Origin of the sequence: Aquamicrobium defluvii, assembly GCF_004363725.1 — a bacterium.
In the GTDB taxonomy this organism is placed as follows: Bacteria; Pseudomonadota; Alphaproteobacteria; order Rhizobiales; family Rhizobiaceae; genus Mesorhizobium; species Mesorhizobium defluvii.
In genome coordinates, this window is sequence record NZ_SNZF01000012.1 from 64,664 (window position 1) to 86,579 (window position 21,916).

The 21,916-nt window shown below is 57.0% G+C and carries 22 protein-coding genes and 1 pseudogene; 7 read left to right on the top strand and 16 right to left on the bottom strand.

Annotation, left to right across the window (positions count from 1 at the left end):
- Window positions 1–437: 437 nt before the first annotated feature.
- A pseudogene (tnpC, locus tag DES43_RS10895) lies at window positions 438–1,214 on the top strand (IS66 family transposase); the annotation flags it as partial.
- A gap of 11 nt (window positions 1,215–1,225) precedes the next feature.
- Here tnpC and DES43_RS10900 read toward each other — a convergent pair.
- Complete coding sequence (locus DES43_RS10900; RefSeq protein WP_245514557.1) at window positions 1,226–1,528, bottom strand: helix-turn-helix domain-containing protein; 303 nt, start codon at window positions 1,526–1,528, stop codon at window positions 1,226–1,228.
- Window positions 1,529–1,878: 350 nt separating this feature from the next.
- Here DES43_RS10900 and DES43_RS10905 point away from each other — a divergent pair, with 350 nt between their 5' ends.
- From DES43_RS10905 to DES43_RS10930, 6 genes are all read left to right on the top strand, one after another.
- The gene (locus DES43_RS10905; RefSeq protein WP_133675198.1) at window positions 1,879–2,427 is read left to right on the top strand and encodes a hypothetical protein; all 549 of its coding nucleotides are present in this window, start codon (window positions 1,879–1,881) and stop codon (window positions 2,425–2,427) included.
- An 88-nt stretch (window positions 2,428–2,515) separates the two neighbouring features.
- The gene (gene ehuB / locus DES43_RS10910) at window positions 2,516–3,406 is read left to right on the top strand and encodes an ectoine/hydroxyectoine ABC transporter substrate-binding protein EhuB (RefSeq protein WP_133675200.1); all 891 of its coding nucleotides are present in this window, start codon (window positions 2,516–2,518) and stop codon (window positions 3,404–3,406) included.
- Window positions 3,403–4,062, top strand: coding sequence for an amino acid ABC transporter permease (locus tag DES43_RS10915; protein ID WP_133675202.1), 660 nt, complete (start codon window positions 3,403–3,405; stop codon window positions 4,060–4,062). The genes ehuB and DES43_RS10915 overlap by 4 nt, the downstream gene beginning before the upstream one ends.
- Window positions 4,052–4,711, top strand: coding sequence for an amino acid ABC transporter permease (locus DES43_RS10920; protein WP_133675204.1), 660 nt, complete (start codon window positions 4,052–4,054; stop codon window positions 4,709–4,711). Before DES43_RS10915 ends, DES43_RS10920 begins: the two co-directional genes overlap by 11 nt.
- Window positions 4,708–5,517 (top strand): amino acid ABC transporter ATP-binding protein, encoded by an 810-nt coding sequence (locus tag DES43_RS10925; RefSeq protein ID WP_133675206.1) that lies wholly within the window; start codon window positions 4,708–4,710, stop codon window positions 5,515–5,517. Before DES43_RS10920 ends, DES43_RS10925 begins: the two co-directional genes overlap by 4 nt.
- A 1-nt stretch (window position 5,518) precedes the next feature.
- A complete protein-coding gene (locus DES43_RS10930; RefSeq protein ID WP_133675208.1) occupies window positions 5,519–6,547 on the top strand; it encodes a succinylglutamate desuccinylase/aspartoacylase family protein in 1,029 nt (342 codons plus the stop codon).
- 104 nt (window positions 6,548–6,651) lie between these two features.
- Here DES43_RS10930 and DES43_RS10935 read toward each other — a convergent pair whose 3' ends face one another.
- The 15 genes from DES43_RS10935 to DES43_RS11005 form a co-directional block, all read right to left on the bottom strand.
- Window positions 6,652–6,969: a hypothetical protein gene (locus DES43_RS10935; protein WP_133675210.1), complete on the bottom strand. Its 318-nt coding sequence runs from the start codon at window positions 6,967–6,969 to the stop codon at window positions 6,652–6,654.
- A gap of 74 nt (window positions 6,970–7,043) precedes the next feature.
- Window positions 7,044–8,189, bottom strand: a complete 1,146-nt coding sequence (locus tag DES43_RS10940) for a glycosyltransferase family 4 protein (protein ID WP_245514563.1) — start codon at window positions 8,187–8,189, stop codon at window positions 7,044–7,046.
- A 149-nt stretch (window positions 8,190–8,338) separates the two neighbouring features.
- Window positions 8,339–9,544, bottom strand: a complete 1,206-nt coding sequence (locus DES43_RS10945) for a hypothetical protein (protein WP_133675214.1) — start codon at window positions 9,542–9,544, stop codon at window positions 8,339–8,341.
- 1 nt (window position 9,545) lies between these two features.
- Window positions 9,546–10,835 (bottom strand): glycosyltransferase family protein, encoded by a 1,290-nt coding sequence (locus DES43_RS10950; RefSeq protein WP_133675216.1) that lies wholly within the window; start codon window positions 10,833–10,835, stop codon window positions 9,546–9,548.
- Window positions 10,832–11,326, bottom strand: a complete 495-nt coding sequence (locus DES43_RS10955; RefSeq protein WP_133675218.1) for a UDP-N-acetylglucosamine 2-epimerase — start codon at window positions 11,324–11,326, stop codon at window positions 10,832–10,834. The genes DES43_RS10950 and DES43_RS10955 overlap by 4 nt, the downstream gene beginning before the upstream one ends.
- Window positions 11,265–11,606, bottom strand: a complete 342-nt coding sequence (locus DES43_RS23350; protein WP_208110834.1) for a UDP-N-acetylglucosamine 2-epimerase — start codon at window positions 11,604–11,606, stop codon at window positions 11,265–11,267. The genes DES43_RS10955 and DES43_RS23350 overlap by 62 nt, the downstream gene beginning before the upstream one ends.
- 161 nt (window positions 11,607–11,767) lie before the next feature.
- The gene (locus DES43_RS10965) at window positions 11,768–12,349 is read right to left on the bottom strand and encodes an acyltransferase (protein WP_133675220.1); all 582 of its coding nucleotides are present in this window, start codon (window positions 12,347–12,349) and stop codon (window positions 11,768–11,770) included.
- 6 nt (window positions 12,350–12,355) lie between these two features.
- Window positions 12,356–13,705, bottom strand: coding sequence for a lipopolysaccharide biosynthesis protein (locus DES43_RS10970; protein WP_166647735.1), 1,350 nt, complete (start codon window positions 13,703–13,705; stop codon window positions 12,356–12,358).
- Window positions 13,695–14,798: a DegT/DnrJ/EryC1/StrS family aminotransferase gene (locus DES43_RS10975; protein WP_133675224.1), complete on the bottom strand. Its 1,104-nt coding sequence runs from the start codon at window positions 14,796–14,798 to the stop codon at window positions 13,695–13,697. Before DES43_RS10975 ends, DES43_RS10970 begins: the two co-directional genes overlap by 11 nt.
- The gene (locus DES43_RS10980; RefSeq protein WP_133675226.1) at window positions 14,795–15,382 is read right to left on the bottom strand and encodes an acyltransferase; all 588 of its coding nucleotides are present in this window, start codon (window positions 15,380–15,382) and stop codon (window positions 14,795–14,797) included. The genes DES43_RS10975 and DES43_RS10980 overlap by 4 nt, the downstream gene beginning before the upstream one ends.
- Window positions 15,382–16,323 carry a Gfo/Idh/MocA family protein gene (locus DES43_RS10985; protein ID WP_133675228.1) on the bottom strand — a complete coding sequence of 314 codons (942 nt, stop codon included), beginning with the start codon at window positions 16,321–16,323 and terminating at the stop codon, window positions 15,382–15,384. Before DES43_RS10985 ends, DES43_RS10980 begins: the two co-directional genes overlap by 1 nt.
- A 16-nt stretch (window positions 16,324–16,339) precedes the next feature.
- Window positions 16,340–17,641 (bottom strand): Vi polysaccharide biosynthesis UDP-N-acetylglucosamine C-6 dehydrogenase TviB, encoded by a 1,302-nt coding sequence (tviB, locus tag DES43_RS10990; protein WP_280960261.1) that lies wholly within the window; start codon window positions 17,639–17,641, stop codon window positions 16,340–16,342.
- Window positions 17,638–18,651 (bottom strand): NAD-dependent epimerase/dehydratase family protein, encoded by a 1,014-nt coding sequence (locus DES43_RS10995; protein WP_133675230.1) that lies wholly within the window; start codon window positions 18,649–18,651, stop codon window positions 17,638–17,640. Before DES43_RS10995 ends, tviB begins: the two co-directional genes overlap by 4 nt.
- 67 nt (window positions 18,652–18,718) lie before the next feature.
- Window positions 18,719–20,545 (bottom strand): glutamine--fructose-6-phosphate transaminase (isomerizing), encoded by a 1,827-nt coding sequence (gene glmS, locus DES43_RS11000; RefSeq protein WP_133675232.1) that lies wholly within the window; start codon window positions 20,543–20,545, stop codon window positions 18,719–18,721.
- Between the two features lie 56 nt (window positions 20,546–20,601).
- Window positions 20,602–21,837, bottom strand: a complete 1,236-nt coding sequence (locus DES43_RS11005) for an exopolysaccharide biosynthesis polyprenyl glycosylphosphotransferase (protein WP_245514559.1) — start codon at window positions 21,835–21,837, stop codon at window positions 20,602–20,604.
- Window positions 21,838–21,916 lie beyond the last annotated feature (79 nt).

Below are 21,916 nucleotides of genomic sequence, written 5' to 3' on the forward strand. Positions count from 1 at the left end.
CACTCTTTGCAAGGGATCCGGATTCATGGAACGGCTATCGATCTGCTCGATGCGAGGGGAGATCGTGTTCCCGCTTGATCCAGCCTGGAGCACATCGTGCGCGCCAAGCACCATCGTGAAAAAAAATGTCGCCACTAAGAAGGTTAGCCACTTTGGGAAAGCGACATCGGCGGGAAATTTGCTTTGCACATGAACTGCGTGCCGGAAAAATGATGACAAGCCCCACCCGCTATATATAGCCCTATTGTTAATGGTATGCTCCTGGTTTCAGGTTTGCAATCGAGATTTCTACCACTCGTTGTATCAGACTCGCTGTTTTTGTTCGCCACAGCATTGCTGGATGAGTCACCCCTTCATAATGACGTAATTTCTACACGGGCAATGTGAGCTATGCTTCGGGGACGTTTCTGGCCATCGGTCGTCCGGGTCACCGGTTCCTCATCCATGGCGACGAGACGACGGTTCAGGTCCTGAAGGAAAGGGACCGGCAGGCGGCCGACATATCCTATATGGGGGCCTATCGCAGCAGCGAGGGCAGTGACGAGCCGATCGTGCTGCTCGAATACCAGCCAGGCCGCGGCCAGATCCACCCGCAGACCTTCCTCGGCGATTATCGTGGGACATTGATGAGCGATGGCTACACCGCTTGGCGAACGCTGGAAAGCGCAACCCATATTGGATGCATGGCCCACGCCAGGCGGCGCTTTGTCGAAGCTCTCAAGGCACGGAAGAAACCCGGCGGGCCACCGGCGCAGACCCTCAAGTTCTTCGACCAAGTTTATCGGATTGAAAGGCAGGTACGAGATGAAAGGCCATGGGACGGCGAAACCCAGGGCGACTGCATGCGCCGCTTTCGCCAGCAGCACAGCGTCCCTGTCCTGAACGCCCTCAAGGCGTGGCTCGACGCAATCACTCCAAAGGTCGTGCCAGACACCAAGCTTGGCGACGCCGTCTCCTATACGCTCAATCAATGGGAATATCTGACGCGCTATACGCAAGACCGCAGGATGCCGATCGACAACAACCTTCTCGAATGCGACATCAGAATCTTTGCGAAAGGCCGGAAAAGTTGGTTGTTCAGCGACACCGTCGACGGAGCCAAGGTCAGCGCCGTCGTCTACAGTTTGATGCTGACCTGCCGCGCATCACGCGTCGAGCCCTTCGCGTGGGTGCGACACGTCCTCACAGAACTGCCGCAGCGTCGGAACGGATAGCGCTTACGGAACTATGGACTTGAACGGCGTGCCATTCGGACACCCGGACCACCACCATTTTCCGGAATAAACTCTATACCGGCAGCTTCCAATGCGTGTCTCAAAGCGGCAATTGTCACCTTGTTGGCTTTTAAAGGACCGGGTTGCGGTTCCAGCCTCTTAATGGTGGCAACTGACACATTCGATTTTTCGGCTAGGGTCTTTTGATCCCATTGGAGTAAAGCACGCGCTGCACGAATATGCTCGCTCATCAAAATAATACTACTTTTAGGCTCATTTGATGCCAAAGGGCTTGAAAAATCAGGTGGGGTCATCTAAACCTATGTGTACATAGCCTGGTAAGGTCCCTTCTATGAAGGAACCTAGAGCGGAAGCATGGTCGAACAGTGTGCTGCAACACTCTGCTCGGCCCGACCAAAACGACGCTGAGTGGAGCTCGGATCATGGTTGACCCCGACAATAGCATTTCCTTGCTTTTCGGTATCCGTAGACGAATGTCCGGATTTCGTATGGCTCATCACGCGTGCGTTGTGAGCTTTGAACCATTCGATCCCATTCTTTCCAGATAGCGAGGCGAGTTACGATATAATCGGCAAGCGGCCGAGCGGGATGCTGCAACACCCTGCTCGACCTGACCACAACCAAGCTGAGTGGAGCTCGGATCATGGCTGATTCCGACCATAGCATTTCTTTGCCTCTCGTCACCCTTCGACAAGGGTCGAAGATTACCGTGGCTTCCCGCAATACGCCAGCGGAACCGAACCTTGCTTCCAAAGCAGGCAAGGCCGACACGGCGGACCCGGTTCTGGCGCTGGCGGACCACTGGCGCGATGCGCATGCGCGCGCCCTTGCGCTGTGCCGCCGCCAGCAGCGGCTGGAAAGCAGGATCGCGCGGGCGACAGGCTCTCTGCCCTCCTGTTCCACTGAAGAGGTTTTGGGAACCACGCACCGGATACGGAGCAGCTCTGACCTTGGCTATTCGAAGGCGAAGGCCGCGGAGGAACACTTCGCCGGGGAGGCGGGCCGGCTTCTGGAAGAACTTGTCCTGACCCCGGCACGGTCGATCGAAGGCCTCATCGCAAAACTGGAAGTCATTGTGTGGGAGAGCGAGGTCAGGGATGGCCCGTCCGACTTTCCCTGGCCGCATCTGCGGTCAATGCTGGCCGATCTTGAAAGGATTGCCATCCTTCAGCCACTGCCGAAGGCGCGCTGAGCAGCCGATCGGGTGGAGGTTCGGAAGCTGCATCAAGTGCCTGATGACAGGATGTTAGAACAAGAGCTTCATAAACCGGGAGAAGAAGATGAAGTTTCGATTGAGTCCGCTGCGGGCAATGCTGGCCGTGGCGCTGGGCGCCTTTGCGCTTGGCGCCGTTGACCATACCGCGTTTGCCGAAACCACGAAGGAACGCATCCTGCGCGAGAGCAAGATCGTGGTCGGCATCCACAACCGCGCCCCCTGGGGCTATCGCGACGAGGCGACGGGCGAAGTGGCGGGATGGCATCCCGATCTGCTGAAGGCGGCTTTCGCGGATCTTGGTGTGAAGGAGCTCGACATCAGGGTGACCGAGTTCGGCGCCCTCATCCCCGGTTTGCTGGCGGGACGCTTCGACGTGGTGGCCTCGGGCCTGTCCATCACCCCGGAACGGTGCAAGCAGGTCGCTTTCGGCAAGCCCGATCTGAAGGAACTGGATGCGGCGCTGGTGCTGCCCGGCAACCCGAAGACCATCCATGGCTATCAGGATATCGTGGACAACCCGGACATCGTTATGGGCGCAGGCCGTGGCAGCGTGGTGGTGCGCAATGCGCTTGCAGCCGGCGTACCGAGCGAGCGCATGCTTCTGTTTCCCGACATTCAGTCGAACGTGGCCGCCCTGCGCGCTGGCCGTGTCGATGTATCGCTTCTTTCCCTGCCCACAGTGCTCGGGCTCCTGAAGGACGGCAGCGCCCGTGATGTGGAGCGGGCAGACCCGTTCGTCATCGCCGATGAGCAGGCCAACTACGCCGCCGTGGCCTTTCGCAAACAGGACGAGGATCTGAGAGCGCTCTACGACGAGCGGTTCACGGCGTTGAAGCAGGACGGAGCGGTCGCCAGGATCATGGAGAAGTATGGTTTTGCCGACGACGCGACCGTCCCGGACACCATCACCACCGAACAAATCTGTGGCAACGGCAATGACGGCGCCGGCAAATGAGCATGTTCGATATCTGGTCCGGAATCCTTGGCGGGTTCCGGATCACCGCCTCGGTCACGCTATACGGGTTGATATTCGCGGTTCCTTTCGCCCTTGTGTTCGGCGTCGCCCAATATCTGACGACCGGATTTGCCCGTTTCCTCGTCACCTCCGTGATCGAGTTCTGGCGCAGCTCGGCGGTCGTCATCCTTCTGTTCGTCTTCTACTATGCGCTGCCTGTGGTCGGCGTCACCTTGTCCGCCATGACCGTGGGGGCCATGGTTCTGGGTCTCAATACCGCAGGCTATGCCAGCCAGGCCGTGCGGGCGGGATTGCAGGCGCTCGATCGCGGCCAGAAGGAGGCGGGACAGGCGCTTGGGCTTTCGCGGGCGGCCATCCTCTTGCTCATCGAGTTGCCGCAGGCGCTGCGGGCCATGAGCCCGACCTTCATCAACCTCGTCATCCAGCTGGTCAAGGCGACATCGCTGGTCTCGCTGATCACGCTGACCGACATGACCTTCCGGGCCAAGGAAATCGCCCAGGTCGAATATGACCCGGTCCCTGTCTACCTCGCCCTGCTGCTGTCCTATTTCATGGTCTGCTATCCGATCGCCCTTTTCGGGCGGTGGGTGGAGCGGAGCGTAAACCCGGTCAGGGAGGCGAGCCGTGGGATTTGACCTCGATTTTGCGCTGGCGAGCGTGCCGGCGATCCTGGGCGCGATCGGCATGACCTTGCTGGTGGCGGTCACGAGTTGCTTCGGAGCCGCCGCACTTGGCTTCTGCCTTGAGATCGTGCGGCGCAGGGGCGGCTTTGTCGGCCTCGGCGTGCGCTTCCTCATCGACTTCATCCGGGCGACGCCGGTGCTGGTGTGGCTCTATTGTCTGTATTTCATCCTGCCCTTCTACGGGGTGCGGCTGAGCGCGCTGACGGTCGGCATCGCCGGTCTCAGCCTCTATTACAGCGGCTATCTGGCCGAAGTCTTCAAGGCCGGCATCGACGCCATCGCCAAAGGCCAGCAGGAGGCGGCAAGGGCGCTGGGCATCAGCCGGCTCGATACGGTCGTCTTCGTCATCGCGCCGCAGATGCTGCGCAATATCGCAGCCCCCATGGGCAACTACTTCGTCTCGATCCTCAAGGCCACGCCCTATCTGGCGGTTCTGGCCGTCCCGGAAATGCTCGGCGCCGCCTTCGACATCGCCTCCGACACCTATCGCTATGCCGAGCCGCTCACCGTGGCCGGCATCATCTTCCTGGCGCTGGCGCTGGCCATCTCGCAGGGCGTCAAATGGCTGGAGAAGCGCCTCGCCGTTTCGACAGTGCGATGAGCAGCTCCACAGCAATGACAGCCATGAACCTTCGCTTTCAGAAAGATTCGCTTTGCATGCAAGACCCCCGACAGAACCTGGCCGTCGAGATCGACGCGCTTCACAAATGGTACGGCGCCTTCCATGTCCTGAAGGGCATCGACCTCAGGGTCGCGCACGGTTCCCGCATCGTCATCTGCGGCCCGTCGGGATCGGGCAAGTCTACCCTGATCCGCTGCCTCAATGGCCTGGAGGCGTATCGGCAGGGAACCATAATGCTTGACGGGACCAGACTCGGAGAAGACGCCGTGCAAACCGCGCTGGCCCGCCGGCAGACCGGCATGGTGTTCCAGAACTTCAATCTGTTTCCGCATCTGAGCGTGCTTGCCAACTGCACCCTTGCCTTGCGCCGGGTGGCCGGCATGGCGCGGACCGAGGCCGAGGCGCTTGCCCATCACTACCTCGAAAAAGTTCGTATCCCCGAACAGGCACACAAATATCCTGCACAGTTGTCGGGCGGCCAGCAGCAGCGGGTGGCGATCGCAAGGGCGCTATGCATGAGCCCGCGCCTGATGCTGTTTGACGAGCCGACCTCGGCGCTCGATCCGGAGATGATCCGCGAGGTTTTGGACGTCATGACCGAGCTTGCCCATGACGGCATGACCATGATCTGCGTCACCCATGAGATGGGCTTTGCCCGTGAGGTGGCCGATGAGGTCGTGTTCATGGATCAGGGATCGATCGTGGAGCAGGCCGTCCCTGCCACCTTCTTCTCGGCGCCGAGCCATCCACGGGCTCGCAACTTCCTCAGCACCCTGCTGCACTGATATGACGGCTGCGATGCCGGCGGGCGAAACGCGCATCTGGACGACCCTGGACTTCGAACAAGACGGAAAGCAGCATGGCTTTCTGCGGCTGCCATTCTCGAGCGACCTTTCCGCATATGGCACCATTCCGATCCCGATCACCTGTATCAGGAATGGGGATGGACCGACGGCGCTGCTGATCGCGGGTAATCATGGGGATGAATATGAGGGGCAGATCGCGCTCAGCAAGATGGCGCGACAGATCGGGCCAGCTGACGTTCGTGGCCGCATCATTATCCTGCCTGCCCTGAACTATCCGGCCGTGGCCGCTGGCCGGCGTCTGTCCCCGCTCGACGAGGGCAATCTGAACCGCCTGTTTCCGGGCAAGGTCAACGGCACGCCAACCGAAATGATCGCTCACTATCTCGTCTCGGTGCTATTGCCCCTGTCCGATCTCGTGATCGACCTGCACTCCGGCGGAAGGTCGCTGGCCTATTATCCCTGTTGCCTGATCCGCAACGGAGGGAAGGAGGCAGAAACAGCCCGGCTTGTCGAATTGATGAAAATCTTCGGTGCGCCCATAGGATCCATCAGCGACGGTTCAGGTGGTGGCGCTTCGACAACGCTGTCGGCCGCGGCGCAGTCTTGCGGCGTGCCCGCCCTAACTGCCGAGCTGGGCGGTGGCGGCGGTGTTTCCCACACAGGTGAAGCGATTGCAACGCAAGGCATTCGCCGTGTTCTCAGGCATATCGGTACCTTGCCCGATTTGGAAACCAAACCGCCACCGCCCGTGCGCCTGATGCGGGTGGAGGGCAAGGACGCGTTCATCTACGCTCCCTGCCATGGAATCTTCGAGCGCTGCGTCGAGATCGGCGACAGCGTTCACGCCGGCCAATGCGCGGGCTACATCCATCCGGTCGAAGGAGCGCATCGGCCTACCGAAGCCATATACTTCACCAGACCAGGCTTCGTTGCCTGCTGCCGTTTCCCGGCCCTCACAAAGCTCGGAGATTGCCTATTCAAAGTGCTGTCGGATATCGAACGCCCGTAGCGATGTTATTCTGCGGCTAGCGCAATAGCATCGCATGAAGCCAATAGACGGGCATCGCAATTTAAGCTTGTTCCCGGTCGGCCTCATCAAACCCGAAATCCAATTCAGTCTTCATGATGCATCCTTCCCCATCGGCTAAAAAGAATAAGCAGGACGCTTGGCCAAAGCATGGTGTGAACATAGTCCTGCAAAGATTTGTACCAGTTCCAGCTTTGCGTCCATTGATACGAGTCGTGGAAGTCGAGCAACTCGTTTATGGATTGCGCAACCAGCACAAAAATCCACGCATAGAAAAACCTTCTGGGAGAATTACGAAACAAAACTGCTCCAAGCAAAAAAAGGGCAAACCCGAAATGGATATGAAGCGCCTCGCGTGATATGCCGAAAAACGCGACGATGGGTTCCTTAAAATGATACCACATGCATCAAAATGTCCTGATCCAGACAGGCTTTTCCGCTAAATCATTTCATCCTTCCACGAAATCGATGAAATGATCTAGGAAGAGCCTCTGCGGGCGAGTATCTGTTCAATGGCGGCGAGATAGGCATCGATGACGATGCGTTCGTTGAATTGCCGCTCGGCTTTCAGCCGGCTTTGCAGGCCCATCTCTAGCCTTCGCTCGCCGGAAGATTCGGCGAAGCGGAGCATCTTGTCGACAAGGTCGTCGGTGTCTTTTGCCTTGCAAAGCCAGCCATTCACACCATCATCCACCACCTCGCGGCAACCGGGCACATCGGTTGCGATGAGCGGCCGCGCCATGGCCGCTGCTTCCAACAAGCTTCGCGGGGTCCCCTCACGATAGGACGGAAGTACGACGCAGTCGGCATCCGCGAGATGGGGGCGCACATCGTTGGTCTGACCGAGATATTCGATGATTCCCTCCTGGACCCAGTTCTCCACTGCCTGTCGCGGCACGGCCGTACGGTTTTCGACGTCGAGAAAGCCAAGCAGACGGAACCGTACCTGCGGCATCCGGGCTTTTATTCGCCGTGCCGCCTCCACATATTCGCGGATACCCTTGTCCCACAACAGACGGGCAACAAGGATGAAGACAGGGCCATCATCGGCTTCGCGTGGCGCAATTGGGGCTGGGGCGAAACGGTCAAGATCAATGCCCGAACCCGGGAGAAGGCATACCTGCTCCGGCCGCACCAAACGTGATTCGACAAACAGGTCGAGATCATCGCGGTTCTGGAAAAAAATGACTGCCGAGCGACTGAACGCGACCCGATAGAGCAGCTTGACGAAACGCGTCAGCCAACCATCATGCAGGAATGTGGTCCCAAGGCCGGAGACATTGCAGATTACAGGAACACGAAGAATGTGGGCGGCCAGCGAACCATAGATGTTGGGCTTGATAGTCCAACTAAGATAGACATCGGGCTTCTCTCGAAGCATCAGGCCCAGATACCGCAAAAACAAGCCGGCATCCTTCACTGGATTGGTTCCCCTGTTATCAATAGCAAGCGATATGTGCCGGCAGCCGATTTCGGCTAGTCTTGCCGTATGGGTATCATCGGGAGACGCTGCGGCAACCTTAAAACACTGCGCCACCATTGTCCGCACTAGGCCGGTTCGGAAGTTGACGATGTTCCAAGACGTATTGATGGAAAGAAGGAGAGAGGCACGTGTGGCTGTCAGGGAAGAAGCGTGACACGACGTGGACGAGTATCCATCGGGGGTCATATCGACCTCAGTTCTCATGGAAGAGTGAAAGGCAATCCGTTGTTACTCGCAGGGCCGACATTGCAGAAAAGGACAAAACTGGTAGGGCCACCTTAATAATCATTTCAATCTCTCCACCCGAATGACCGCACCCCAGAGCGCAGTAAGTTTCCTCTCCCCCTAGCCGGCCTGGCGTGAGGCATATTGGTCATGAAACTGAAATGCTTCCGTTTCGCCATAGCCATGGACGCTGCCAGTAGTAGCCAGAAGATGGAAAATCGTGCGCCATTATGGGTAATTCCATAAAGGACTGCAGGTCCTATTAGGACAATCGTGTTGGCCAATCCGTATGTACGGTTGAGGAGAGTGCCCCAAATAACGAATATAGGTAGAAAAAGTGCAAATCCAACAACCCCATACGTATTCCAGACACTGGCAAAAGTTGAATGCACCTCATGCCCTACGATTCGATGAACTTCAGGGCTGCCCATACCGAAGATAATCTCAAAGAGATTTCCTTCTAGGAACGCAAGATAGCCTCGTTCTACCAGCGAGCTATCATGCTCCTGCCCCATGTTTATGATACGATTGTAAAATAGAAATCCCGCAAAATATCCTGTTGAAGCAAGGTAGACCACCCCGACAATTCCTGAGACTGTTAGGCCAATCCACAGCGCTATCATCCATCCTCCTCTTCTTGGGCGCAGGGTAAAAGCGAGAACGGCGAGGTTCGCAATAATTGCTGCCTTGGAAAGCGAGACGATCGCCAGAAACAGAGATGTGGCTAGAAGGCTCAACATCGTGCGGAGTCGAATCTCTTTCTCTAGGTAAAGAAGATAGGTTAGCGATAGAGTGCAGACTGAAAAAAAGCCCAGTTGATTGGGATTGTTGAAAGTGCCGGTGGGCCGCCCCCCTTCACCCATTTCACGTAAGTCGACACCACTCAGATAAACAGAAATTACGGCAAACAGGGCGGCGGCGAGGATGCCGAGCCTCAGCGCCGCGATCCCATATTGCAGCACTACTCGATAAACGCCAGCTATGAGCAGAAAGTTGAACAGAAAGAACGCCGGGTGAATCAGATAGCGTAGATTATCCGCGATTACGCCGGCGATCATTTCAACCAGAAAGGCGTAGCCGGTAAAAAGGAGAAGAAGAAGAATCCAGCCCTGCCTCGGCATCCCGTAGCGTCCGATTGTCACGAGCGACAGGAGTAAGAAAGCAAAATGTGAAGGTTGTAGGGAGCCGGAGGGGAAAATATAGAACGGAAATAGCGCAACCGCGAGAAGGAGCAGCTTTCCCCCGGGAAACCAAGATGGGGAAGAACCCATATTATCTGCTCCTATCATCCGTCAGTTCCGCCAAAAGTGCGAGAGCTTGCTTTTTTCTCGTGTACCGACCGATCTCCTCCAGCTTTGGAGCAAACCATTCCGGCGAGCCCTTTCCGTCCAACTGAGCCCGGATGACCTGCGCGATGCAGGCGGGTTCATTGTAATCGAAGACGATGCCTGTTCCAGTGCGGCGCAAAAGCTGGCCGATCTCAAAATCCGGACGGCTGCCGACACAAATGATCGGACGGCCGGCAGAAATGTACTCAAAAACTTTACCTGTCAGGACCCCGCGCCCTTCGGGTGCGGAGCTTGCAAGAAGGAGAAGCAGATCAGCTTCCCTCTGGATTTCGATTGCATCCTCCCGCGCGACATGACCCGGAGTTCTCAGAAAGGGTCGGAAGCGTGGATTGCACATCAGTTGCACAATCAGTTCCACTCGGCTGCCATAGAAGTCGACCGTAACCTCGCCGAGTTCCAAGTCCCCCTTATCTGCCATGCCGGCAAGTACCTCAAGGAGGGGCGTCGGGCCATGTGGGGGATAGACCGTCCCAGTGTGGACAATTCTGAGCGGGTTTGCACAATGTCTGGACGGGCTGGCGAAAACCTGCTCCAGATCCTCCATGTCCAGATCGAAGCCGTTTGGAGCCAGAAGGAGGCGTCCTTTGCAGAACTCCCCCAGTTGACGGATCATATCTTCAGAAACGGCGGTCACGAGATCGGCATTCCGGCCGACGCTTCCCTCCTCCAAAGAGCGAATGCTTGCCCGCACGCCATCTGACCATCCAGCCATGGGGTTCTGGCTCCAAAGGTCACGGTAGTCCGCGACCCAAATGATGTCCGGATTCGCGCTCTTTGCATCATTGGCGATAAGATGGCTTGCATCAGGGCCATACGTGCTTACGACAAAATCGTTATCCTTTGCGAGTTCAGCAATAAGCGGTATCGCCGCCCCTCTCCAGCCTGACCGGGGATCAGCAGGTGCAGAAGAAGAACTACGACGCAAGTAAGATCTGACCCGTTTCAGATAACTGCGCACCTTCAAATTTCGGACCAGTTGGTCGAGCAGTGATAAACCCGCTCCCCCATAAGGCACCTCAATCACCCGCACACCGTTCAGATCGGGCAAATGCAAGTCAAGTGGCGCATCAAATATGCGCTTTGCTGCGGTCAACACGGTCACTTGGGCACCGGCATTGCTCCAGTATTTGGCCCAGGCATAGGGTCGATGGGTTCCGATGGCATTGCGCGGTGGCCAGTTATAGGTGACGATTAAAATACGCGGTCCGGTCATACGAAGGCCTCAACTATCCTGAGGGATGCAGCTCCCTGCCCATATATGGGCGTCCAAATAGTGGGTGCCCACGCGGTGTCTATCGCGCCGCTGATTGTCTCTTCATTCGCATCCGCCAATATGTTCCAGCCACTCTCCACCAGTTCCACCCATTCCGTTTCGTCGCGCAAGGTGGCACAGAGCTTGGCGAAAAAATAGGCTTCCTTCTGCACTCCACCCGAATCCGTGGTCACCAAGCTACAGTTCGCCTCAAGCCACACCATTTCCAGATAGCCGACCGGATCGACGATATACAAGTTGGCGGATGGCGTGATCCTGTATTCTCGCAGCTTACCACGGGTTTGGGGGTACAGCGGCAGGATAACCGGCAGTCCGGCATTCTCCATTCCACGCATAATGCCTGCCAGTCGCAGCGGATCGTCTGCTTTCTCAGCTCGATGGATGGTGGTGAGGATGAAGTTCCGGGCGCAAGTCCGAGAGAGGAAAGCCATACCGGCTGCCGTGCGCTATCACGATAGAATAGGGGGCATCATACATCACATCGCCAATCAGACGGCATTTCCCAAGCGTAATCAATGAGGACGCGAGGATAGGGGGTTTCACCGCCACGAGCACGCCCAGCAATGTAGAGTTAGTATCACCATAAACAAGTCCCCAGTCCGGTTTCTCGGAAATGAGAACATCATCAATTGATTCAAGCTGGTGCCCGGACACTACGCCATGAGTGCCGCCACAAATTCCTAAATTGTAATCTGGCTGGGGAATATCCATTTCGTTGATAACACGTCGAACATAGTGGCATCATAATGCTGACCTGTATGAATGTTTATTTCCCTGATCCCATTATGGGTAGCTATCTGCCGATACAGTAACTGCTTTGATGACTTGTGAACGATCACCGACAATAGTAGAAATTTTCACGTGCGCCTTCTCTAGATCGGCACGTTCTCAGAAAGGATCTTGATTTTCCTTGCGGGATTTCCAGCAATGATACACTTACCCTCTGGAAAAGATTTAGTGACGACAGAGCCGGCTCCCACAATGGTTTTTGGCCCTAAAACCACACCGGGCAGAAGAACACTATTCATTCCGATCCAGCATTTTTCGCCAATCTCTACGTCTTTAGGAGGAAGGTGATTGTCTAGATCGAGGGGATCATGATTGGAGGTTATAATACCAACATTAGGTCCGATATAACAACCGTGTCCCAGCTTTATAGTTCCAGAGAAATTCTGCAGATACGTACCAGGACTTTGAAAATTATTGAGATCATCCGGATGGAATAAAATTCTTTTTCCATTCGATACACGACAGGTCAATCCAACTGGAAATGGCATGGGACGGCCAAGCCTTAAGATATTTCGTTGCCAAATCGCTCGAAATCCCCAGAGATATCCGGAAAGGGAGTTATCGAAATACCTTCCTGCAAGATAACGCCTATCAAAAAACAGTGTCAAGACGGCTTTCATCACCGGTTTGGCAAGAAAAATTAGGGATTTTATACGCTCATTCATGGCTATTCACAAATACTGAAAGAGGAGAAATAAGCTGTACGCTATCAAAATAGTCGGCAGCGCAAGCATCAACCCCAGGAATTTTCCCTTGAACCGTATTCCAGCGACTTTGCTGAACACCACCAGGCACCCCCCATAATAGAGCGCTGAGGAGCTCACAAGCGCGGCAATTATATGGTCGCCGCCCATAGCTGTGGCCAAAACAACAGCTCCAATACGCAATATTGCTCCAGATAATGTCACAAGGAGCATGGTTCTCTGCTGCTCCGCCACGAACATAACCATTGACACAGGCGAAGCAAGAAACTGCAGGATAATCCACGGCACCATCAAGGCGACGATCTCGCCAGCGCGTGTCCATTCCGCGCCGAAGATCAGTGGGAAGACATATGGCGCTGCCAGTCCGACGAGGATCAACGGAGCGATCCCGATCTGCATCAACCGGCGCAGAATGGTAGCAGTGAATTCCGCCAGACGTCCAGCTTGCATTTCCTCCGGCGCCCGCGAGGTATAGACTTGAGAGATTGAGGAGCCAAGGAGCGTCATTGGTGCGGTCATGATCTGCTGGGCCAGAAGCAGAAACCCCGCCTCAGCACCGGCATGGGCGGCGATAAACAACACCGGGACCTGCAAGCCTGCTATATTGGCCAGAGCCTCCGACGTGGAATATAAGGGATAGCGGTGATAGGTGCGGAAAGTACGGGGCAGATCCTGTCGACGAAACCTCGTCATGGCGATCCGATCATGGCGTAGCGTATCGAGTGCAAGCCGCAGACTGCCCGCGCCGATGTTCAGCATATTGCCGAGAAGCAGGCCCAACGGCGCGATTCCGGCCCAGCCGAGAGCCAGCATGGTGCCAACCCCAGCCGCTGCTTGCGTTACCCGCGTTACTGCAATACTACCGAAGCGCCGCGCACGGGTCGTCCAAAATTGCAGCGCAGAATATGCCGCTGCCATGAATATGCCGATAGGTGCCAGCCACAGCCACGGCTCAAGACCGGGCTGCCCCAGAAGTCGCGTCACGCCTTTCGGAAACACCAGCACCACGAAAAATCCCAGTGCTGCGATCCCGCCCGCAAAGCTAAGGGCCAGGACCAGAAGATGCACGGCATCTTCTTCATCAGTGGCTACGGGAATCGCAATGTCGAAGCGAAGACAGGCTACGATCGAGATCATCGAAACCAGCCCCAGATACACTGCCAGCAACGCGAAATCTGCGGGCGAATAAAGCCGCGTTACCAAGGGCAGAGCAGCAAGTACGATAAGCCGCCCGCCGAGCGTGCCCGAAACCAGCCGCGCCACATCCCGCAGGATTTCATTGCCGGTCAAGGCGCTAAGATTGGTTTTAAACTTCATGTTCGCCGGAGGGAACCCGCCGAAGGGCATCGAGAACCCGCCCGCAAGTTTCTGCCTCCAAATAGGGGTGCATAGGCAGGCTCAGGACTTCGTCAGCGGCCCGATCACCCACCGGCAGATGTGCAGCGGAATCGGCAGCTGCCGGCTGTCTGTTAAGGGGAAGAGGATAATGTATGGCGGTGGGGATGCCGGCACCCTTCAGCGTCGTCTGAACCCTGGACCGCTCTGGCACACGAACCGTATATTGCGCCCAAGCTGAAATATGACCTGACATAATTCGCGGCGGCGTCACATCCAGCTCGGCAAGACCGGCATCATAACGTGCAGCAACCTGCTGGCGCGCGGCAATTTCTTCGTCAAGTATCTCGAGCTTCGGCAGGAGAATTGCCGCCTGTAACGTATCGAGCCGTGAGTTGACGCCTACACGGACATGATAATATCGCTTTTCCTGCCCGTGGCGCGCAATTTGCCGGATGACCCGCGCCAGTTCAGGGTCCGAAGTAAAGATTGCACCACCGTCGCCATAGCAACCCAACGGCTTTGAGGGAAAGAAACTCGTGCAGCCTATGGTTGTCAAGTTGCAGGACTTCCGGCCTTTATAAGTGGCTCCGAAGCTCTGCGCCCCATCCTCGATGACCGGAATACCATGACGCCCGGCGATGGCATTAATGGTATCGAAATCGGCAGGCTGGCCATAAAGCGAAACCGGGATGATCGCGCGCGTTCTAGGTGTAATCGCAGCTTCGAGCAGGGCCGGATCGAGGTTATAGGTCGCCGGCTCTATGTCCACATAAATCACTTTGGCGCCAAGCAGCAAGGCAGCTTCCGCAGTCGCGATATAGCTGAAGCCCGGGGTGATGACCTCGTCCCCCGGCCCGACCCCCAGAGCCATAAGCGCGATCTGCAATGCGTCGGTGCCATTTGCGCAGCTGATGCAATGGGCGGCACCGGTGTAAGCTGCGAGCTTTTCCTCGAGTTCGTCCACCTCCGGGCCCAGGATATACTGGCCATGCGCGAGAACGCGGGCAATGCCCGCCTCGATACGATCGCGGAGACGATCCTGCTGTGCGGCGAGATCGACAAATGGAATCATGCGGCCCCCTCCGTGCGGATCACGCGCCCGTCCCGCAACACGTAGTTGTCCCCCGTGTGCGGGCAGACGGTCTCACCTTCGCCCGCCAGCGGCAGATCGAGCCGTTCGCCAAATGCGCTCATCCAGCCGACCTGACGGGCGGGCACGCCCAACATCAGCGCGAAGTCCGGAACGTCGCGGCTAACCACCGCACCCGCGCCAACAAAGGCGAACGCTCCGACCGTCACGCCACAGACGATGGTGCAGTTCGCACCCAGCGTCGCTCCGCGCTTCACCAGTGTATCGCGATATTCGCTCTTGCGTTCGATCAGCGCGCGAGGATTGTGAACATTAGTAAACACCATCGAAGGTCCACAGAACACTCCGTCCTCGAGTGTCACATTGTCGTAAACCGAGACATTGTTCTGCACCTTGCAGCGATCGCCGATCTCGACCTTGTTGCCTACGAAGACATTCTGCCCAAGCGACACGTTCCGCCCGATCTGCGCACCACCGCAGACATGCACGAAATGCCAGACCCGGCTCCCCTCCCCGATCCGGGCACCCTCATCGACAACAGCGGAAGGATGGATGCTGACGGGCATTATAGTGCCTTTCGCACGAAAGGATGCATCTCGCCGCCATTCGTGATGGGTGCGTTGCGGATATGGGCGACGGTATCGATGGCCACGCGGTTCTCTTCGAGGCCAAAACCTCGCCCGGCAAGAATCTCCTCATAGCTGCGGGTATGAAGATCGGTGAACCCATCTGAAAATTCGATATTCTCGCCATCGGCAGTGATGGCGCGATAGGTTCGCTTCCCCTTCTCCCGCTCTGCAGCGGGAACATCGTTCACATCGACTGACAGGAACCAGCGCACCCGCGCACGTTCATACTCCAGATAGCCTGAGGCTTTGGTGCGATCATGCAAATGGACGACGTTTTCCTGCAGTGCACCAAAGACGAAATGCAGCATGTCATAGAAGTGTACGCCGATATTGGTTGCGATGCCGCCAGCCTTGCGATCGTCCCCCTTCCAACTCCGCAGATACCAGTGTCCGCGCGAGGTGATGTAGGTGAGATCCACGTCGACCTTGCGGTCGAGCGCTGCGGTTTGCACCCTCTCGCGCAGAGCGATGATAGCGGGGTGCAAGCGAAGCTGGAGGACGGTGTTGATCCGCCTGCCGGTATCGCGCTCGATCTCCGCGAGCCCATCGATGTTCCATGGGTTCAGCACTAGCGGCTTTTCGCAGATCGCATCCGCGCCTGCGCGCAAGGCGAAGCGCATATGACTGTCATGCAGGTAGTTGGGCGAGCAGATGGAGACGTAGTCAACACCCTTACCCTGGCGACGCAACTTGTCGATATGGCGGTCGAACCGCTCATATTCGGTGAAAAAGTCGGAATCGGGAAAATAGCTGTCAATGATTCCTACCGAGTCGTTTGGATCAAAGGCCGCAACCAACTCGTTGCCGGTTTCACGGATTGCTTTCATGTGGCGAGGGGCGATATAGCCCGCGGCACCAATCAGGGCAAAAGATTTCATGATTTCAATTCCTTGGTCAAAGCCGAAGATCGGAGGCATTCGTCGGCAGGATGTGCTTGAGGTCGTAAAGCACATGCGCGGCTCGTCCGAATGCACGAATGCCTTCGGCTCCCAGCTCTGTAAATTCCTGATGCGCGACGGCTAGAATAACACCATCATATCCTCCATGCGACGCTTGCTCCACGGGGCGGAGGCTGTATTCCCGCTCGGCCTCGTCGCTGTTGACCCAAGGATCGTAGACATCGACGCTGATCCCATAATCCTTCAACTCGGCGACGACATCTATAACCTTGGTGTTGCGCAAATCGGGACAATTTTCCTTAAAGGCCAACCCCAGGATCAACACTCGTGCGCCTTCGACTTGAATCCTTCGCCTCAGCATGGCCTTGACCATCTGTCCGGCTACATACGCTCCCATTCCATCATTGATGCGCCGCCCGGCAAGGATAACCTGCGGGTGATAGCCAAGCGCCTCCGCCTTGTGGGTCAAATAATAAGGATCGACGCCGATGCAATGCCCACCTACCAGACCGGGCCGAAAGGGTAGAAAGTTCCATTTGGTACCTGCAGCCTTGAGCACTGCTTCGGTATCGATACCCATGCGGTTGAAAATAATGGCAAGTTCATTGATCAATGCGATATTAAGATCACGCTGGGTGTTTTCGATTACCTTGGCAGCCTCTGCCACGCGGATGCTTTCAGCCTTGTAGGTGCCTGCCTCGATAATCGAGGCATAGAGCTCGTCAATTACCTCAGCTACTTCCGGTGTCGAGCCCGAGGTTACCTTTCGGATAGTGGTCAGACGATGCGCCTTGTCGCCCGGATTGATGCGCTCAGGCGAATAGCCAACAAAGAAGTCCTCGTTGAACGTCAAGCCCGAAACGCGCTCAAGTACCGGCACGCAATCTTCTTCGGTCGCACCGGGGTAGACGGTGCTCTCATAGACAACGATGTCACCCCTCTTCAGCACTGTACCGAGAGTTTCCGAGGCCCTGATCAGAGGAGTCAGATCAGGACGCTTGCTTGGATCAATCGGAGTCGGGACGGTGACAATAAAGATCGAAGCTCCAGCCAGGTCGGCTGGATCGGCGGTGAAGCTCAGATGCCGCGCCTCGGCCAATTCTTCAGACAACGTCTCCAGCGTGTGATCATTTCCGCGACGAAGTTCATCGATGCGAGCATGGTTGACATCGAAGCCGATCACTGGACGCCTTTTGCCAAACTCAACTGCCAGCGGCAGTCCAACATAACCAAGGCCAATGACCGCAAGAGTTGGATTTTCGCTCATTATCATATTGTCCGTCAGGGCCTCGATCATTTGCCGTAATAATCACGGAACCAAGACACGAATTTGGCGATTCCGTCCCGGACATTTGTCTGCGGCCGATAACCTGTGAGATGCTGCAGAAGCTCGGCGTTTGCCCAAGTAGCAGGCACGTCGCCCTTTTGCATCTCCATGTAATTGCGGATGGCCTTTTTCCCGAGACAATCTTCGATGGCGTCAATGAAATCCAGAAGTCGCACCTTGTCGGAATTGCCGATATTGACGATGCGGAAAGGCGCGACCGGAGACAGGCTGTCACCAGGCTCGATTTCCTCTTTCGATGCAGGGCGTGCCGGTGCAACCTCGATCAAAGCCCGGATGCCGCGCACCAGATCCTCGACATAAGTGAAATCACGATACATGTCGCCATGGTTGTAGATATCGATCGGCCTGCCATCGAGGATGGCATCGACGAATTTGTATAGCGCCAGATCTGGCCGCCCCCATGGACCATAGACGGTGAAGAACCGGAACATGGTGGTGGGAAGACCCCACAAATGCGCATAAGCATGCGCCATACTTTCATTGGCTTTCTTGGTCGCAGCATAGATTGTGAGCTGTGTATCAGCCTTCTCTGTTTCTACGAAGGGCATATCGTCGTTGGCGCCATATACCGACGAGGTCGAAGCCATCAGCAAATGTTTCACCACCAGCCGGCGCGCTGCTTCCATCACGTTGAAGGTCCCGATCACATTGGCGTCGAGGTAGGCGCGTGGATTCTCGAGGCTATAGCGCACTCCCGCTTGGGCCGCGAGATGAACGATCACGTCGGGACGGAAGTTGTCGGCTACTTGGTCAAATAGTTCTTGGTCCTCAAGCATGCCTTCGGTGGCAGCGAAATTTCCATCCTGCAACAGCATGGCGTGGCGCCGTCGTTTGAGCCCCACATCATAGTAATTCGTTATCCCGTCATAGCCGTGAACTTGGTATCCTTCAGAAAGCAGGAGTTTTGCAAGATGGAAGCCAATGAATCCGGCCGTGCCCGTGATGAGTACTTTCGTCATAACTGATGCATTCGTTCTGGTGTTTATCTTCTGCCTAATAGTAAGCGTATCATCATTCGTAAAGTATTTACTCCACCGTCACCGACTTGGCGAGGTTGCGCGGCTGGTCGACATCGGTGCCCATGAACACGGCCGTGTAATAGGCCAAAAGCTGGATCGGCAGCGCATAGACGATGGGCGAGATGATCTCCGGCACGTCCGGCAGCACGATGGTGTCCATCGTCTCGACCGTGGCGTTGGCCGCCCCCTTCTCGTCGGTGATCAGGATGATCCTGCCGCCGCGCGCCGCCACCTCCTGCATGTTGGAGACGGTCTTTTCAAAAATGCGGTCATGCGGGGCGATCACCACCACCGGCATCTTTTCGTCGATCAGCGCGATCGGGCCGTGCTTCAATTCGCCGGCCGCATAGCCCTCGGCATGGATATAGGAGATTTCCTTGAGCTTCAGCGCCCCTTCCATGGCCAGCGGGTAGTTGGTGTCGCGGCCCAGATAGAGCACATGCCTGTAGTGCGACAACTCGCGCGCCAGCTTCTCGATCTGGCGCTCCACCTTCTGCAAAGCCTGATTGGCGTAGCGCGGGGTTTCGGAGAGGGCCCGCACCAGCGCCTTCTCCTGCTCGGGGGAAATCTTGCCGCGCTCGGCGGCGGCCCGAACCGCCAGCGAAGCCAAGACCGATAGCTGGCAGGTGAAGGCCTTTGTGGAGGCGACGCCGATTTCGGGGCCGGCCAGCGTCGGCAGCACCACGTCCGATTCGCGCGCAATGGTCGATTCGCGCACATTGACCACCGCGCCGATGGTCATGCCGGCGCTGCGGCAGTAGCGCAGGGAGGCCAGCGTGTCGGCCGTCTCGCCCGATTGCGATATGAACAGCGCCGCGTCGCGCGCCGAAAGCGGCATCTCGCGATAGCGAAATTCCGAGGCGATATCGATATCCACGGGAAGGCGCGCATAGCGCTCGAACCAGTATTTGCCGATCAGGCCGGCAAGATAGGCCGTGCCACAGGCGGAAATCGCCAGACGATCGATGGAGTTGAAATCGAAAGGCAGGTCGATCTTCCGGGTCGCGCCATTCGCGAAGTCGAGATAATTGGCCAGCGTGTGCGAGATCACCTCCGGCTGCTCATGGATTTCCTTTTCCATGAAGTGCCGATGGTTGCCCTTGTCGACCAGATAGGAAGCGCCCAGAGATTGCTGGCGACGACGCTCGACCGCATTGCCGTCAATGTCGAAGATCGAAACCCCGGCATGGCGCACGACCACCCAGTCGCCGTCCTCCAGATAGGTGATGGAGTTGGTGAAAGGCGCCAGCGCAATGGCGTCCGAGCCAAGGAACATCTCACCTTCGCCGTGGCCGACAGCCAGCGGCGGCCCATTGCGCGCGCCCACCACCAGGTCGTCGTCACCCCTGAACATGATGGCCAATGCGAAAGCGCCCTGAAGGCGCTTCAGTGCGGCATGGGCCGCCTCCACCGGAGCCGCGCCCCGCTTCAGTTCGCGCTCGACCAGATGCGCGACGACCTCGGTGTCGGTCTGCGAGGTGAACTGGTAGCCATCGGCGGCGAGCTCGTCGCGCAGCTCGGCGAAATTCTCGATGATGCCGTTATGGACAACCGCGACGCCGCCCGAGAAATGCGGATGGGCGTTCGTTTCGTTCGGCACGCCATGGGTCGCCCAGCGGGTATGACCGATGCCGATCGTGCCGAACAGCGGCTCATCCTTCAGGCGGTTTTCCAGATTGACCAGCTTGCCTTCGGCACGGCGACGGGCAAGCTCGCCCCGCTCGATGGTGGCGACGCCCGCCGAATCATAGCCGCGATATTCCAGACGCTTGAGGGCATCGACAATAAGGGGCGCAACCTGCGTCTTGCCCACGATTGCTACGATTCCGCACATGAATACGCTTTCTTTTCAATCATTCTATCGTGGGAAAAAATTCTGGATGAAACGATTCATTTCGCCCCGTACCCGGTCAGCATGATGTGGATCGTTCTCATAACGATGACCAGGTCGAGCCAGGGCGAAAAATTCTTGATGTAGTAGAAGTCGTAATGCAGCTTCTCATGCACTTCATCGACGTCGGCGACATGGCCCTGATTCACTTGCGCCCAGCCGGTAATGCCCGGCCGCACGATGTGGCGGTAGGGATAGAAGGCCAGTTCACTCTCATACCAGCGTGACAAGACCACCGCCTCGGGACGGGGTCCGATCCAGCTCATCTCGCCGCGCAATATGTTGATGAGTTGGGGCAGTTCGTCCAGCCGGGTGCGCCTCAGGAAACGGCCGAGACGTGTGATACGCGGATCACTCTCACGGGTGATGGCCCTGTCACGGGCGGCCAGCGCGCTGTCGCTGCCCTGACGCATGGTGCGGAATTTGTAGACGGTGAATACAGCGCCTCTATAGCCAACACGTTCCTGACGAAACAGTGCCGGACCGGGCGTCTCCATCCGGATCAGCACCGCGATGATCAACAGAAGCGGCGAGACGACGACGAGAACAGCCAGCGCGGCCAACCAGTCGATCGCCTGCTTGATCTTGATGTAGGCCTGGTTCGGATTCAGCGAACCCAGCGTGTTCTCGGACAGATGCTCGATCTCGACGCGCCCGGTGAGCGACTCCAGTACCTGCTTCACATGGTAGACGGGCATTCCCGACAGCACGCAATTGGTGATGAAGCGAAGCCAGGATTCCGAAAGATCGGCCCGCAGGTCCGCAACCACCCCCTGCACCCTTTCCGGAATCATGCCTGGCGTATGAAGCGTGTGCCAGACCACATTGTCCACGACCTCAAGCCGGTCGACATCGCCCACCGGCACCATCGCCAGCCGATTTGGCTCCAGCCGGTTCGAGACGGCGCTGAGACTGAAATACCACAGGATCGAGACCAGGAAGGAGCCTGCGGCCTGAAAGCGGCTGTAGTCGAGACGGAAAAAGAAGATGGCTATGAATACGAGCCCGTAGCCCAGCGCGAAAGCAGGCAAAATGGTGCTGAAGTTCGCAACGCCGGGGAAGGAATCCAGACGCCTGTAGATCATGTAGCCCAGTATGTGGGCAACCACGGCCGCGGTGATCGTCACCTGATGGTTGATCGAGTACACCACCCTCGGGTCCAGCACCATGCGCGCCAGCAGCGGCAGGCCGATGGCCAGCAGCAGGCCGCCCGCCAGTTGATAGCGCAGCCGCAAAAGGGGATGACGCCTCGCAACGGCCATTGTTTGAGATTTTGGAGCTGAGTTCATTTCGTAATTTCAGATACCATGAACC

Excerpts from the sequence above, each read along its gene's own strand:
- DES43_RS10900 (WP_245514557.1), bottom strand. The coding sequence starts at position 1,528 with ATGACCCCACCTGATTTTTCAAGCCCTTTGGCATCAAATGAGCCTAAA.
- DES43_RS10905 (WP_133675198.1), top strand. The coding sequence starts at position 1,879 with ATGGCTGATTCCGACCATAGCATTTCTTTGCCTCTCGTCACCCTTCGA.
- ehuB (WP_133675200.1), top strand. The coding sequence starts at position 2,516 with ATGAAGTTTCGATTGAGTCCGCTGCGGGCAATGCTGGCCGTGGCGCTG.
- DES43_RS10915 (WP_133675202.1), top strand. The coding sequence starts at position 3,403 with ATGAGCATGTTCGATATCTGGTCCGGAATCCTTGGCGGGTTCCGGATC.
- DES43_RS10925 (WP_133675206.1), top strand. The coding sequence starts at position 4,708 with ATGAGCAGCTCCACAGCAATGACAGCCATGAACCTTCGCTTTCAGAAA.
- DES43_RS10930 (WP_133675208.1), top strand. The coding sequence starts at position 5,519 with ATGACGGCTGCGATGCCGGCGGGCGAAACGCGCATCTGGACGACCCTG.
- DES43_RS10935 (WP_133675210.1), bottom strand. The coding sequence starts at position 6,969 with ATGTGGTATCATTTTAAGGAACCCATCGTCGCGTTTTTCGGCATATCA.
- DES43_RS10945 (WP_133675214.1), bottom strand. The coding sequence starts at position 9,544 with ATGGGTTCTTCCCCATCTTGGTTTCCCGGGGGAAAGCTGCTCCTTCTC.
- DES43_RS10950 (WP_133675216.1), bottom strand. The coding sequence starts at position 10,835 with ATGACCGGACCGCGTATTTTAATCGTCACCTATAACTGGCCACCGCGC.
- DES43_RS10955 (WP_133675218.1), bottom strand. The coding sequence starts at position 11,326 with ATGGCTTTCCTCTCTCGGACTTGCGCCCGGAACTTCATCCTCACCACC.
- DES43_RS23350 (WP_208110834.1), bottom strand. The coding sequence starts at position 11,606 with ATGGATATTCCCCAGCCAGATTACAATTTAGGAATTTGTGGCGGCACT.
- DES43_RS10965 (WP_133675220.1), bottom strand. The coding sequence starts at position 12,349 with ATGAATGAGCGTATAAAATCCCTAATTTTTCTTGCCAAACCGGTGATG.
- DES43_RS10970 (WP_166647735.1), bottom strand. The coding sequence starts at position 13,705 with ATGAAGTTTAAAACCAATCTTAGCGCCTTGACCGGCAATGAAATCCTG.
- DES43_RS10975 (WP_133675224.1), bottom strand. The coding sequence starts at position 14,798 with ATGATTCCATTTGTCGATCTCGCCGCACAGCAGGATCGTCTCCGCGAT.
- DES43_RS10980 (WP_133675226.1), bottom strand. The coding sequence starts at position 15,382 with ATGCCCGTCAGCATCCATCCTTCCGCTGTTGTCGATGAGGGTGCCCGG.
- DES43_RS10985 (WP_133675228.1), bottom strand. The coding sequence starts at position 16,323 with ATGAAATCTTTTGCCCTGATTGGTGCCGCGGGCTATATCGCCCCTCGC.
- tviB (WP_280960261.1), bottom strand. The coding sequence starts at position 17,641 with ATGATCGAGGCCCTGACGGACAATATGATAATGAGCGAAAATCCAACT.
- DES43_RS10995 (WP_133675230.1), bottom strand. The coding sequence starts at position 18,651 with ATGACGAAAGTACTCATCACGGGCACGGCCGGATTCATTGGCTTCCAT.
- glmS (WP_133675232.1), bottom strand. The coding sequence starts at position 20,545 with ATGTGCGGAATCGTAGCAATCGTGGGCAAGACGCAGGTTGCGCCCCTT.